We start from the raw sequence: 14,007 nt of genomic DNA on the forward strand, positions 1-14,007 counted from the left end.
ACTGGTTCTCCCGTCTGGGAGGAACCCTGGTTATATAGCTGCTGCAACTGTTTCTGGGTCTTGCTGCTCTGGTAGGACTCAATGGCCCAGTCGATGACGTGTGCGGTGGAAAAAAAGGCCACCACCAGAAAAAACACGATCAGTCCTACCCTGACTGCCTTTGATTTTTTCTTCATTCTTTCCTGCTTTCCTGTTTTTCTGTGAAGTTTGTTCTGTCGCCCCGAATGTTATTTAAACAAAATCCAACTGCCCGCTGACACGGGCACACAGGTTGACTGGTCGTTTGGTTTCGTTAATAGCGGTCTGCTGCCTTTAAAATCAGGCTCAGCGCATGGGAGGAAGCCAGATAGCGGATGGTTTCGCGGGCATCTTGATCCCTGCGGTTGACCTGCAGCAAAAAGACCTTGGAAAAGGCGTCGCTGTCCACGCCGATGTAGACGATGCCCACATCCTTTCCTTCCGACGGCTCAGGACCGGCGTTGCCGGTGACCGAGATGCCGATCTCTGCGCCCGATACTTTGCGCACACCGGCTGCCATCTCCCGTGCGGTCTCCTCGGAGACGGCGCCGAAGCAGTCCAGTGTCTGCTGGCTGACGCCGAGCAGCTCGCGCTTGATGCGGTTGGAGTAGCTGCAGATGCCGCACTCGAATACCTCCGAGGCGCCGCTGACGTCGGTGATGCGCTTGGCGACGTAGCCGCCGGTGCAGCTTTCTGCCAGAGCAACGTGCAGACCCTTCTCCTTGAGCTTGCGGACCACTGCGGTCTGCAGGTCGCCGACGTCGATGCCATACAGAAATTCGCCGACCTTTTCCTCAATCTGGTGCATGGTCGGCTGCAGAATGGCTTCGGCGTCCTCGCCATGTTTGACCCGTGCAGTGACACGCAGCTGCACCTCGCCGGTCTTTGCATAAGGCGCCACCGTCGGGTTGAGACTTTCTTCCATCAGGTCGTGCAGGATGCTCTCGAGCATCGACTCGCCGATGCCGAAAAAGTGCATGGTGTGGGAAACAAGGCGGGTGTCGCTGTCCTTCATGAGGAAAGGCTTGACGCCCTGTTCAAACATCGGGCGCATTTCACGCGGAGGTCCAGGCAGCATGATGGCGGTTTTGCCCTGCTGTTCTCCTTCGCCCTCGATGGCACAGCCAGGAGCGGTGCCGTTATCATTTTGGAAGATGATGCAGCGTTCCGGCATCATCGCCTGTTTTTTATTGTTGTCGGTCATTACGCGATTCAGACGCAGGAAATGACATTCGATGCGGTGCAAAGATTCCTCATCCATCACCAGCTTCCGTCCGAAGTAGTCGGCGATGGTTTCCTTGCTCAGGTCGTCATAGGTGGGACCAAGGCCGCCGGTGGTGATGACGATGTCCGCGCGGGAAAAAGCAAGCTCCAGGCTCTGCTTTAACCGTTCCGGGTTATCTCCGACCACACTCTGATGATAGACGTTGATCCCCAATCCTGCCAGTTCTTTTGCAATATATGCGGCATTGGTATTGACGATGTCGCCCATCAGGATTTCTGTTCCGATGCACAAAATTTCTGCGCTGCGCTGTTTCATGGTTGTCGCTCCTTTGCGAAGATATTCCATTCTCATCATACCGCGGATTTGTAAACAATTCTTGTTGTCGTCTATAACTTTCAGAGAAAGTTTGCCGCCTTTCGGTACACGGCGGACAGATGACCGCCCGGCAGAGAAGAATTTTTGCAGAGCAGCCAATCCTCTAATTCTGTAAAATTATAACACATTTTGTGCAGCAAAGGAAGAGGGAAAGCTTCCCACAGAACATGGCAGGCAATCGGGCAATGGGTACGAATTGTTTGGACTGGCGGATTGTCTTTGATAAAACTGCATAAAAATGAATGAAAACACTTGCACACTGTCCTTGATACATGATATATTTTCTCTATGTGATCTTCCTTTGTTTGTGATGCAGGCACAGTCTGCGGTAAAAGGAAGAAAAAGTTTTGCAGGAAAGGAGCCTTTTAGGCATGGCAAACGAAGAAAAATATCTGCTTGTCGATGAACGGGTGGTCCCTGAAATCTTCAAAAAGGTGCTGGAGGCCAAAAAATATATCGCCACCGGAAAAGCAAAAAATTCCTCCGAGGCAGTCAAGCTGGCCAACATCTCGCGCAGCGCCTTCTATAAATACAAGGATCGTGTCATGGAATATAATTCCCAGACCGCAAACAACATCATCACCCTCTATCTGATGATGGAGGATGTTCCAGGGGTGCTCTCCTCGGTCATCAACCATCTTGCCGAATATGGCGCCAACATCCTGACCATCAACCAGAATATTCCATCCGACGGCGTGGCTGCAGTGACCATCTCGATCCGCACCACCGACGTCACCCTGGAGGAGGAACAGCTGTTCGAGCGTCTGCGTCAGCTGCGCGGCGTTGTTCGCCTGAGCAAGGTTTCCTGATCCGCAAATCCAACTTGCAAGGAGTCTTTTCCCCTATGAAAAAAATTGCCGTCCTCGGCTGTGGCACCGTCGGTTCCGGTGTGGTCGAGGTCTTTTATAAAAACCGCGCCAGCATCGAGCGCAAAGCCGGCAGTAAGCTGGACATCAAATACCTCTATGTGCACCGTCCGCATCCGGAGCTGCCCTGGCAGGACAAGCTCTGCTTTGACTTTGACACCATCGCAAACGACCCTGAAATCAACATCGTTGTCGAGGTGATGGGCGGCGTGCATCCCGCCTTTGAGATGGTCAGCACCTGCCTGCAAAACGGCAAGAGCGTCGCTACTGCCAACAAGGAGCTGATCGCCCAGAAGGGAGCCGAGCTGCTGGCGACCGCCCGCGAGCACCATGTCAACATTCTGTTTGAGGCAAGTGTCGGCGGCGGTATTCCGATCATCCGTCCGCTGCATCAGTGCCTGGGTGCAAACGAAATCGACGACATTCAGGGCATCCTCAATGGCACCACCAACTTTATTCTCACCCGCATGATCCGGCAGGGAATGAGCTTTTCCGATGCGCTTGGTCAGGCGCAGCAGCTGGGCTATGCCGAAAGCGACCCGACCGCCGACGTCGAGGGCATCGACGCCTGCCGCAAGATCTGTATTCTGGCGTCGCTTGCCTTTGGAAAGCATATTTATCCCGACTGGGTACACTGTCAGGGCATTTCCCAGCTGACAGCGGAGGATGTCGCCTATGCACAGGACTGGGGCGGCGTCATCAAGCTGATTGCCCGCGCTCACCGGCTGCAGGACAACGGCGGCATCGCAATCACCGTCGAGCCGATGTTTGTTTCCCACGAGAGCCAGCTGTCCACCGTGGACGATGTGTTCAACGGCATTCTGGTCACCGGCGACGCCACCGGAGAGGTGCTGTTCTACGGCAAAGGCGCCGGCAAGCTGCCTACCGCCTCGGCGGTCATCTCGGATGTCATCGACTGCGCCAAATCCACCGACACCATCGACACCCTCTATTGGGAACAGAGCGACCCTGTAAAGGACAGCGGACTGTTGTGCGACTGGTCGCAGCTGCCTGCCCAGTATTATCTGCGGCTGGCGCTGCAAGCTCCCAGCCAGTCCGCTCTGGTCGACGAGCTGTTCTGCTCGCCGGTGCTGCTGGCAAGAAAGCGTCAGCCTGCGACCGAGCTTGCCTTTGTCGCGCCGTCGATGGCGCCAGCCACCTTGGACGCACTGTGCGACCGTCTGCAGCAGGAGGGAATTTCGGTCCTCGGACGCATCCGGTTGTTATAAAACAAACTGCGAAAAGAAAGCGCAGGGACGATCTTGGTCCCTGCGCTTTTTTGATGGTTATGGCTCCAGAAAGAAGATTTCCTCCACCGGACGTCCCAGCAGCCTTGCAATCTTCATTGCCAGCTCGAGCGTCGGATTGTACTTGTCGTTTTCGATGGCAATGATGGTCTGTCGGGTCACGCCCAGCTTTTGCGCCATGTCCTCCTGGCGCAGACCTGCCTGCTTTCGCAGCTGTTTGATGTTGTTTTTCACCTGCCACCTATCCCTTCACCAGAATCAGGGTACCCAGCGACAAAATGATTACCGTCAGGACTAACGCTGCCAGAATGGTGCGCAGCAGCACGTTTGGCTGTGCATATTCCTCGTCGCCTGCGACCATCTTCTGCTTGATAGCGATTTGGGAAAGGCTCTGCACGCACACCGAACAGCACAGAATCAGCCCTGGCAGCGGCTGATAGTCCGCGCCGTTTTGCAGCGTCTGCCAGCAGTTGTACAGTGTCCAGATGCACAGCAAAGCCGCCATCGTCCGGTAGCCCAGCGACTGGGAACGCAGGAGAATGTTTCTGTCCATCTCATCCATCTTTTTCATCGTTGATACCTCCTGTTCAAAGGTAAAATATAAAACTCTTTTTACATTTTTATGTTAGCCGGTTTTTGATAAAATGTCAAGAGTGTTTTACATTTTGTCGGGATGGACAGACGCTTTTGCAGGAAATGAAGGCACAAAGCAAAGAAAAGGAAGCGGCGGCGGTTCTTACCTGCGGTAGCGGTCGGTCGGGCAGCGGCATAGGATGGGATGTCAGGCAAAAATATCCGACGGTTAATTTATCAGGATAAAGTGGTAATGCAGTGACATATCCGACAAAATATCTTCTGACTGCCGGCAGGTTTTGCCGCGAAAAGTAGGATTTGGAAAGAAAGTTTCTATAAACCTTGAATTTATACACTTTGATGTATTATAATCAAAAAACAATCTATGGAATAGATGGAGGGAACAATATGAACCTGATCGTACAGAAGTTCGGTGGAACCTCTGTCGCCAACGTCGAGCGCATCCGGCACGTGGCACAGATCATCACCGATACATATGACAAGGGAAATGCGGTGGTCGCTGTCGTTTCGGCACAGGGAGACACCACCGACGATCTGATCGCCAAGGCTGCCGAGATCACCGACAAGCCATCCAGCCGTGAGATGGATGTTCTGCTGTCCACCGGAGAACAGATTTCGATGTCGCTGCTGGCAATGGCCATCGAGAAGATGGGCTATCCGGTCATCTCGCTGACCGGCTGGCAGGCAGGATTTCTGACCGAGGCAAATCACCGCAATGCGCGCATCAAAAAGATCAACACCGAGCGTCTGCAAAACGAGCTGGACAAGAAAAACATCGTCATTGTAGCGGGCTTCCAGGGCATCAACCGCTATGACGATATCACCACACTGGGACGCGGCGGCAGCGACACCAGCGCCGTTGCGATTGCAGCTGCGATGAAGGCTGACAAGTGCGAAATCTATACCGATGTGGACGGCGTATACACCACCGATCCGCGCATCGTGCCAAATGCACATAAACTGGACGAAATCACCTACGACGAGATGCTGGAGCTGGCAACCTGCGGTGCCAACGTCCTGCACAACCGTTCGGTAGAGATGGCTAAAAAATATTCTGTCAAAATGGAAGTACGCTCGAGCATCCACAGCGATGTCCCGGGCACCGAAGTCAAGGAGGTCTGCAAAGTGGAGAAAATGCTTATCAAGGGCGTCGCAATGGACAACGACGTCGCCAGAATTTCGATCATCGGAGTGCCGGATCATCCGGGCGTTGCCTTCAAGATCTTCTCTGCACTGGCAGCAAACCGCGTCAATGTAGACATCATCCTTCAGTCGGTCGGCCGTGACGGCACCAAGGATATCAGCTTCACCGTTTCTGCCGCTCAGAAGGAGGAGGCTGTGCGCATCTCCGAGGAGCTCAAGGAGGTTGTCGGCGCGAAGGAAGTTACCTCCAAGGACAACGTTTCCAAGGTTTCGATCGTCGGCGCAGGTATGCTCTCCAACCCAGGCGTCGCTGCCAAAATGTTTGAAGCACTGGGCGAGAACAACATCAACATCAGCATGATCTCCACCAGCGAGATCAAAATCTCGGTGCTGATCGACCAGGAGATGGCAAAGAAGGCAGTCAATGTCATCCACGACAAGTTTGATCTGTAAGCTGCAAAAAAATGGCGCAGGGAAGAAAGGTTGCTCCTTTTTCCCTGCGCATTGTTTATTTTGTGGAAAAACAAAAGACAGCCCTTTCGGCGGGGTGTCCGTAAAACAGTTAAAGGTCGAGTATCTAAACAGTAGATACTCGACCTTTTCTTTGTGGGGATAAAGGCGCAGAGATCCTCCAAAGGCTCCCTTGTGTAAAGAGAGGCTTCTGCGGTGCAGCACTGCACATCGTACCACACACCCAAAGGTGTATAGAAGTGCGCCCTTAATCAGTTCGATCAACTGGAATTAGCAGAATGGAATCATTACACGCAAGGATTAAAAATCGCTGCAGCTCCATAATGGCTATCTGCATCTACAATTTGAATTTCAATCTTATTCCAGGCATCGGTTCCTTCAACTTGAATCAAATAAGCTGTCATTTCCCTATCAGCAGCTACTTCTACGACTGCGTTCTTTGCAATAATAGCGGTTTCTTTCCCATCAACTTCCACACGAATGGAAATATCATCTGGTGCTATGTTTTCATTTCCTTCCTGAAATTTCACCAAACTCATAGGTCTAAAGTATATCATAAGACCATTTCCTGCACCTTTGACAGAAAAAATATGTAATCCGTATATCTCCAATGTATCAAAGCTAATATCCAACGAAGTGTTTTCTAAAAGCGGAATGTTTTGACACCAATACTCCAAATAGTTTACCGCATAGTCTTTTACTGCAGTTAAAAAAGGATACTTCCCTTCGGGAATATCGAATTGATAGTATCCCTCTTCGTTACTTTCTGCACAGTAGATAGTAGTAAAACTGTTGTTCTTTATTTCAATCTTAGCTCCAGCAATAGGAGTATTGTTCTTACTTTTTACATGTCCATCTAAAAGCATTGACTTATCTCTCCGTCAAATTTTGATTTGTTGAATTGTCTATACGGTATCATAGTCACCTTGAAAACACAATCGGCACAGCGCTGTGCCGATTGTGTTTTATGGACACCGCCCTTTTCCTGCCGTTTGAAGGCAGGGAAGGGCTGCTTTTTTTCTGCTTATTTTGCGTCCAGCCAGGTCTTGCCGACGCCGACGTCGGCTTTGAGCAGCACCTTGAGCTGTGCTGCCTGCTGCATCTCCTCCTGCACCAGCGTTTTTACCTGCTCGACCTCCTGCTCCGGCGCTTCGACGATCAGTTCGTCGTGCACCTGCAAAATCAGCCGCGCACGCAGTCCGTCCTTTTGAAGGCGGCGGTAGACGCGCACCATCGCAATCTTGATGATGTCCGCGGCGGTACCCTGAATCGGGGTGTTCATCGCCACCCGCTTGCCAAAGCTGACGATGTTTTTGTTGGTGGCGGTGATCTCCGGCAGCGCGCGGCGACGGCCGTACAGCGTTGCGATATAGCCGTTTTGCTGGGCAAATTCCACCGTGTCCTCCATGTATTTCTTGACGCCGCTGAAGGTGTTCAGGTAGTTTTTGATATATTTATCCGCCTCTGCCACGCTGACGCCGATGTCCTGTGCCAGCGAAAAGGCGCCGATGCCGTACACGATGCCAAAGTTGACCGCCTTGGCCTTGCGGCGCATCTCCGGTGTGACATACAGTGCAGGCATGTTGAACACCTGAGCGGCAGTATTGGTGTGGATGTCCGCATCCGAGTTAAACGCCTCGATCATATATTCATCGTCCGAGATGTGTGCCAACACCCGAAGCTCGATCTGCGAATAGTCGGCATCGACCAGCTCACAGCCTTCCTTGGCGCGGAAAAAGGCGCGCAGACGGCTGCCCAGCTCGGTTCGGACCGGAATGTTCTGCAGGTTTGGCTCGGTGGAGCTTAACCGTCCGGTGCGGGTATCGGTCTGGTTAAAGTGGGTGTGGATGCGTCCGTCCTTGCCCACCACCTTGAGCAGCCCATCGACGTAGGTGGATTTTAACTTGGTCACCTTGCGGTACTCCAGAATCCCGTCGATGATCTCGTGCTTGCCGCGCAGACTTTCCAGCACCTCGGCATTGGTCGAATAGCCGGTCTTGGTCTTTTTCTTTGCGGGCAGTCCCAGGTGCTCAAATAGCACCTCACCCAGCTGCTTGGGAGAGTTGATATTGAAGGTTTCTCCTGCCAGATGGTAGATGGTGTTCTGATATTCCTCGATCTTCTCGTCGAGCATCTTTCCGTAGTCGATCAGCGCATCGGTGTCCACCTCAAAACCGTCCAGCTCCATCGAGGCAAGCACCTCGGCGAGCGGAAGCTCGATCTCTTCGAGGAGTTTAAGCTGACCGTTCTGCTCGATCTGCTGGCGCAGTGCTTCGTGCAGCGGTTCAAGGTTTGCGCAGTCGCCGAGCAGCTGGCGCTCTTGCTCGGACAGTTCGATGCCGCCGTCGTTAAAGGAGCGTCCGGTGTGGTAGGAGGCGCAAAGCTGTTCGACGGCGTACTCGGTGCTGTTTGGCGACAGCAGGTAGGCCGAGAGCATCACGTCGTCGCACAGGTTGTTGAGTTTACAGCTGTGGGACAGCGTCCAGCGGTAGAGCCGCTTGCAGTCGAACACCAGCTTGGGATTTGGCGCACCAAACAGCTGGCGCAGGCTTTCTTCTTCGCCGTGCAGCAGCACCAGCTGTTTGCCGGCAGCCACTGCCAGCGCGTCGATGCTGTCCTCGTCCTGTGCGTTCCACTGTGCGCAGATGCTCAGCGGCGCCTGTTCGCCCGCCTGCTCGAGCAGCTGCTGGAGAGAGAGGGAACACAGCTGCGCCGATTCCTGCGGCTGCTCCTTCTCCGCCGCCGGTGTATAGGCGCCGGTCAGACCCAGGCGCTTGATGATGCTGGTCATTCCCAGACGGGAGAGCAGCTGGAAGGTCTCCTGCTCCTTGATCGGCTTTGGCAGAAAATCTTCAGGGGTGCAGTCGAGCGGCACATTGCGGTCGATGGTGGCAAGCGTCTTGCTCAGAAAGGCGCTTTCTCTGCCTGCTTCCAGCTTTGCCTTGACCGATTTGGTCGCGTCGATCTGTTCAAGGTCGGCATAGATGGTTTCGATGTCGCTGTACTGGCCGATCAGCTTGAGGGCGGTTTTTTCGCCGATGCCTGCCACGCCCGGGATGTTGTCCGAGCTGTCGCCCATCAGCGCCTTGATGTCGATGAGGTGGGTAGGACTGGTGCCGTACTTCTCCTGGAAATAAGCCTCGTCACAGAACACCGTCTCGGTTTTGCCCATGCGGGAGCTTGCCAGCAGCACGGTGGTGTGCTTGCCGATCAGCTGCAGGCTGTCGCGGTCGCCGGTGGCGATGAAGCACTCGTGGCCCTGCTGCTCGCATTTTGCCGAGAGGGTGCCCAGGATGTCGTCGGCCTCGTATCCTTCCATCGTGACGATGCGATAGCCCAGATCCTCCAGCAGCTCCTTGATGAGCGGCAGCTGCTGGGCCAGCTCCTCGGGCATTCCCTTGCGCTGGGCCTTGTAGCCATCGTACATCTTATGGCGGAAGGTCGGCGCCTTCAGGTCAAAGGCGCAGGCGACGGCATCGGGCTGGACGTCGCTCAGCAGCTTGTGCAGAATATTCATAAAGCCATAGATGGCGTTGGTGTAGGTTCCGTCCTCGGCGGTCAGCAGTTTGACCCCATAAAAGGCGCGGTTTAAAATGCTGTTGGAATCCAGACACAGCAGTTTCATGGCATGATCTCCTTTTCTCTTATTCGTGTTCGGTCGAGCCGCGGTGATTTCTCATGGCAAACCACAGGCGGACAAGGTCGGGATAATAGGGAATAAATTCCCCTGTATCGAGCATCGCTTCGATCTCGTCGAGCGTCGCCCATTTTGCGTCGCGAACCTCTTCCTCTTGCAGACGAAGGTCGGACAGCTGCACATCGTCGCGCCGGATCAGATAGACGTCGTCAAAGCCGTCGGGAAAATTCATGGTGTAGTGCGGGCGCTCCTGTGAAAAGTCGTGGCGCAGACCCAGCTCCTCCCACAGCTCGCGGGCGGCGGCAGCGGCGCTGTTCTCTCCGGCAAGCGCCGAGCCGGCAGCGGTGACATCCCACAGCCCAGGGTAGCCGGCTTTGTGAAGCTGCCGCTGCTGGATGAGCAGCTGACCCTTCTGGTTAAACAGGCAGATGTGTACCACCAGATGATAGTCTCCCGCAGGCAGCGGACAGCCGTTTTTGCGCTGAGCAAGCCTGCCGGTTTTCTGGCGGTCAATGTCGTAGATTTCCCAAAGTTCCATCGTGATGTTGCTGTAAGCCGGTGATCGGACAGCGCTCCTTTCGATTATTTTTCTCAATTTCATCTATTATACCATACTTTTCCCGCAATCGCTTGCCGCAGGCAAAAATTTCTGCTAGAATGTCTCTTGCATCAAGAGAACAAAAGACGTTATCATAGAGATAGTAGAAAGGACGATACCTGATTTGAAGATCGGCAATATCACCATTCCAAAGACCGCCGGACTGGCCCCGATGGCAGGTGTGGGCGACCGCGCCTTCCGCGAAATCTGCAAGGAGTTTGACTGCGCCTATGTGGTGGGCGAGATGGCAAGCTCCAAGGGACTGACCTTTCAGGGCAGCAAGACCGAGGAGCTGCTGGTGCTCTCTCCGAAGGAGCGTCCGGCGGCACTGCAGATCTTTGGCGACGATCCGCAGATTATGGCGCAGGCGGCACAGCTTGCCATGAAGTTTGAGCCGGACATCATCGACATCAACATGGGTTGTCCCGCACCCAAGGTAGCGGGCAACGGCGGCGGCAGCGCCCTGATGAAAAATCCAAAGCTGGCAGGAGAGATCGTCAAGGCGGTTTCTTCGGCGGTGCCGGTGCCGGTGACGGTCAAGTTCCGCAAGGGCTGGGATGAGAACTCGGTCAATGCGGTCGAATTTGCAAAGATCATGGAGGAAAACGGCGCCGCCGCGCTGTGCATCCACGGACGAACCCGCCAGCAGATGTATGCGCCCAGCGCCGACTGGGAGATCATCCGCAAGGTCAAGGAGGCGGTGTCCGTTCCTGTCATCGGCAACGGCGATGTGGTGGATGCCATCTCCTGCAAGAGAATGTACGACGAAACCGGCGTGGACTTTGTGATGATCGGACGCGGCGCACAGGGCCGTCCGTGGGTATTCAAACAGATCGCCCACTATATGCAGACCTCCGAGCTGCTGCCCGACCCGACGCTGGAGGAAAAGATGGAGATTTTGCTGCGGCACATCCGCCTTGCCTGCGACTACAAGGGAGAGAAGATCGGTATGCGTGAGGCAAGAAAGCACGCGGCGTGGTATTTTAAAGGGGAGTACGGCAGCGCCGACTTCCGCCGCCGTGCCGGACAACTGTGCACCTATGCGGATCTGCAGCAGCTGGCAGAAGAGATGCTGCAGAGCAGAGCGTAACAAAATAGGACTTGATAGGCACCGATGATACAAAAGGAGATACTATGAATCACATCGAAATTCTGGCGCCCGCCGGCAATCTGGAAAGCCTGACCGCCGCTGTCCACAGCGGCGCGGACGCGGTTTACTTTGGCTATGGGGAGTTAAACGCCCGCCGCAATGCCAAAAACTTTGACGAGCAGTCGCTTGCCGAGGCTGCCCGCCTGTGCAAGGAGCGCGGAGTGAAAATGCACATGACCGTCAACACGATGGTCTATGACCGCGAATATGACCAGGTGATGCGCACGCTGGAAATCGCCTGCAAATACGGCATCGACGCGCTCATCGTGCAGGATCTGGGAATCGCCGCGCTGGTGCGCAAGGCAGCGCCGGAGATGGCGCTGCACGCCTCCACCCAGCTGACGGTACACAACGTTTCGGGCGCATGGCAGGCAAAAGAATTGGGATTCTCCCGCGTGGTGCTTGCCCGCGAGATGAGCCGCGAGGAGATTTTGCAGGTCACCCGTCAGGTGCCGGTGGAAACCGAGGTGTTTGTCCACGGTGCGCTGTGCATGTGTGTGTCCGGTCAGTGCTATATGAGCTCGGTCATCGGCGAGCGCAGCGGCAACCGCGGACTGTGCGCCCAGCCTTGCCGTCTGCCGTTTGCAAGCGGCAGAAAAGGCGACAGCGGCTATGCGCTTTCGCTCAAGGATTTAAGCCTTGCCGACCGTGTGCAGGAGCTGTGCGCGCTGGGCGTCAATTCCTTTAAAATCGAGGGCAGAATGAAGCGTCCGGAGTATGTCGCGGCGGCAGTCAGCCAGTTTAAACAGGCGCTGGAAGGAAAAACTGCCGACCTTGATCTGATGGCGGCGGTCTTTTCCCGCAGCGGCTTTACCAAGGGCTATTTTGAGGGAAAAACCGGCATCGAAATGTTCGGCACCCGCCAGAAGGAGGATGTCGTCGCCGGTCAGAAGGTGCTCAAGAAGCTGGGCGAGGTCGCTTCCCGCGACGTTTTGCGCGTCGGCGTGGATTTTGACTTCACCCTCAAAGAGGGACAGCCGGCAACGCTGTGTGCAAGCGATGGAGAGGGACATCGTGTACAGGTGGAAGGAGAGCTGCCTCAGCAGGCCATCAAGGCGCCCACCGACGAAGAATTGGTGCGCCGCAGTCTGGAAAAGACCGGCGGCACCTTCTATTTCCTGCGCTCGCTGCACTGTGACATCGGAGAAGGACTGATCTGTCCGGCGTCCCAGCTCAACGCGCTGCGCCGCAGTGCGCTGGAAGGACTGAGCGAACAGCGCGGTAAAATCAGTCCCGTGCCGTTTACCGAGATTGCGCGCCCGCAATACCCGCGCCATCAGGCAAAGAAAACCGCTCTGCGCGCCCAGCTGCGCAGCTTTTCTCAGCTGACCGATCAGCTGGTGGAGCAGTGCGAGCTGATTTCGCTGCCGCTCGACGAGATTCTGCGTCATGCCGCCGACCTGCCAAAGAACGCACTGCCAAAGCTGGCGGTATCGCTGCCGAGGGTGGTCTTTGGCGACGACGCTGCGCAGCTGAGCGACCGGCTTGCCGAGTGCAGGAGGCTTAATATTTCGCACCTGACCACCGGCAACCTGGGCGGCGTGCGCCTGGGCAGAGAGCTTGGATTTACCGTACACGGCGAGTACGGCTTAAATATCGCAAATGCAGGCTGCCTTGCAGAATATGAGAAACTGGGTGTGCAGGATGTGCAGCTCTCCTTTGAGCTGTCGATGGCGCGCGCCAAGGGCATCGGCGGAACGCTGCCGCGCGGCGTGCTGGTCTATGGCAAGCTGCCGCTGATGATCACCCGCAACTGTCCTGTCCGGCTGTCCGGCTGCCGCGACTGCAAAGGTGTGGGAACGCTGACCGACCGCAAAAAAGAGGTGTTCGAGGTGCGCTGCACCTCACGCAAGTATTCCGAAATCTTTAACAGTAAGCCGGTCTATCTGGCGGACCGCCCGCAGGAGTGGGAGTGCTTTGACTACGGGCTTTTGTACTTTACCGGCGAAAGCCCGAAGCAGGTCGACCGCATCCTGCTGCGCTATACCCAGACCCATGAGCCGATGGAGAATATTACCCGCGGATTATACTACCGCAATGTCAAATAGACGGATGGAGGATCAAGGATGTCTGTATTGAAGATCAAACGAGTGAGAGAAAACGCACAGCTTCCGCAGCGTGCGACCGATGGCAGCGCCGGCTTTGACCTGCGCGCCTGCATCGAGGAGCCGCTGGTCATCCAGCCAGGAGAGATGGGAAAGCTGCCGACCGGCCTTGCTATCGAGCTTGCCGACAACAATCAGGTGGCGCTGATTGTCGCCCGCAGCTCGATGGGCGTCAAACATGGAGTGATTCCCGCCAATGCCGTCGGCGTGATCGACTCGGACTACCGCGGAGAGGTCTGCGTCTTTTTGCAGAACCACGGTCAGCAGGCGTATACCATCCAGCCGCAGGATAGAGTGGCACAGATGCTGATCGTGCCGGTGCTGCTGCCGCAGATCGAGGAGGTCAGCGAGCTGTCCGATACCGTCCGCGGCGAAGGCGGATTCGGCTCGACGGGTAAATAACCAGGCTGAGCCTGGACCCTGTTCGCCTGCGGCGCAAAGACGGGCAGTAAAGGGAAAAAACAAAAGTTTTTGGTCGGCGGAACTTTGCTCGGTTGCCGAAGGCAATTTTGCCCAATCCTTTATGGGCAAAAAGAGCAAACTCCTGATTGAAAACTTGTTTTCAATCTAGCTTTCTT

The 14,007-nt window shown here is 55.1% G+C and carries 12 protein-coding genes; 6 read left to right on the forward strand and 6 right to left on the reverse strand.

Translation table 11 applies throughout. The features are described 5' to 3' along the window. Window positions 1-292 precede the first annotated feature (292 nt). Window positions 293-1,558 (reverse strand): competence/damage-inducible protein A, encoded by a 1,266-nt coding sequence (locus tag Q0L39_RS07450; RefSeq protein ID WP_296628010.1) that lies wholly within the window; start codon window positions 1,556-1,558, stop codon window positions 293-295. 431 nt (window positions 1,559-1,989) lie between these two features. Between Q0L39_RS07450 and Q0L39_RS07455 the strand changes: the two genes are divergently transcribed. Next, window positions 1,990-2,427: an ACT domain-containing protein gene (locus tag Q0L39_RS07455; protein WP_296628011.1), complete on the forward strand. Its 438-nt coding sequence runs from the start codon at window positions 1,990-1,992 to the stop codon at window positions 2,425-2,427. A gap of 35 nt (window positions 2,428-2,462) precedes the next feature. Continuing rightward, the gene (locus Q0L39_RS07460) at window positions 2,463-3,713 is read left to right on the forward strand and encodes a homoserine dehydrogenase (RefSeq protein ID WP_296628013.1); all 1,251 of its coding nucleotides are present in this window, start codon (window positions 2,463-2,465) and stop codon (window positions 3,711-3,713) included. Window positions 3,714-3,770: 57 nt separating this feature from the next. Here Q0L39_RS07460 and Q0L39_RS07465 read toward each other — a convergent pair whose 3' ends face one another. Beyond that, window positions 3,771-3,965 carry a helix-turn-helix transcriptional regulator gene (locus Q0L39_RS07465; protein WP_296628014.1) on the reverse strand — a complete coding sequence of 65 codons (195 nt, stop codon included), beginning with the start codon at window positions 3,963-3,965 and terminating at the stop codon, window positions 3,771-3,773. A 7-nt stretch (window positions 3,966-3,972) separates the two neighbouring features. Beyond that, window positions 3,973-4,302 carry a hypothetical protein gene (locus Q0L39_RS07470; protein ID WP_296628016.1) on the reverse strand — a complete coding sequence of 110 codons (330 nt, stop codon included), beginning with the start codon at window positions 4,300-4,302 and terminating at the stop codon, window positions 3,973-3,975. 410 nt (window positions 4,303-4,712) lie between these two features. Between Q0L39_RS07470 and Q0L39_RS07475 the strand changes: the two genes are divergently transcribed. Continuing rightward, window positions 4,713-5,921, forward strand: a complete 1,209-nt coding sequence (locus Q0L39_RS07475; protein WP_296628017.1) for an aspartate kinase — start codon at window positions 4,713-4,715, stop codon at window positions 5,919-5,921. Between the two features lie 305 nt (window positions 5,922-6,226). Here Q0L39_RS07475 and Q0L39_RS07480 read toward each other — a convergent pair whose 3' ends face one another. The 3 genes from Q0L39_RS07480 to Q0L39_RS07490 all read right to left on the reverse strand — a co-directional run bounded on the left by Q0L39_RS07480 (window position 6,227) and on the right by Q0L39_RS07490 (window position 10,114). Next, complete coding sequence (locus tag Q0L39_RS07480; protein WP_296628019.1) at window positions 6,227-6,805, reverse strand: carboxypeptidase-like regulatory domain-containing protein; 579 nt, start codon at window positions 6,803-6,805, stop codon at window positions 6,227-6,229. Between the two features lie 158 nt (window positions 6,806-6,963). After that, the gene (gene polA / locus Q0L39_RS07485; protein WP_296628020.1) at window positions 6,964-9,564 is read right to left on the reverse strand and encodes a DNA polymerase I; all 2,601 of its coding nucleotides are present in this window, start codon (window positions 9,562-9,564) and stop codon (window positions 6,964-6,966) included. A gap of 19 nt (window positions 9,565-9,583) precedes the next feature. Next, window positions 9,584-10,114, reverse strand: coding sequence for an NUDIX domain-containing protein (locus Q0L39_RS07490; protein WP_296628023.1), 531 nt, complete (start codon window positions 10,112-10,114; stop codon window positions 9,584-9,586). A gap of 184 nt (window positions 10,115-10,298) precedes the next feature. Here Q0L39_RS07490 and dusB point away from each other — a divergent pair, with 184 nt between their 5' ends. The 3 genes from dusB to dut are packed head-to-tail and all read left to right on the forward strand — an operon-like array spanning window position 10,299 to window position 13,831. Then, complete coding sequence (gene dusB, locus Q0L39_RS07495) at window positions 10,299-11,264, forward strand: tRNA dihydrouridine synthase DusB (protein WP_296628025.1); 966 nt, start codon at window positions 10,299-10,301, stop codon at window positions 11,262-11,264. 44 nt (window positions 11,265-11,308) lie between these two features. Beyond that, window positions 11,309-13,372 (forward strand): U32 family peptidase, encoded by a 2,064-nt coding sequence (locus Q0L39_RS07500; protein WP_296628027.1) that lies wholly within the window; start codon window positions 11,309-11,311, stop codon window positions 13,370-13,372. A gap of 18 nt (window positions 13,373-13,390) precedes the next feature. Next, window positions 13,391-13,831 (forward strand): dUTP diphosphatase, encoded by a 441-nt coding sequence (gene dut, locus Q0L39_RS07505; RefSeq protein WP_296628029.1) that lies wholly within the window; start codon window positions 13,391-13,393, stop codon window positions 13,829-13,831. Window positions 13,832-14,007 lie beyond the last annotated feature (176 nt).

This window comes from uncultured Negativibacillus sp. (genome assembly GCF_944388365.1).
Lineage (GTDB): Bacteria > Bacillota > Clostridia > Oscillospirales > Ruminococcaceae > Negativibacillus.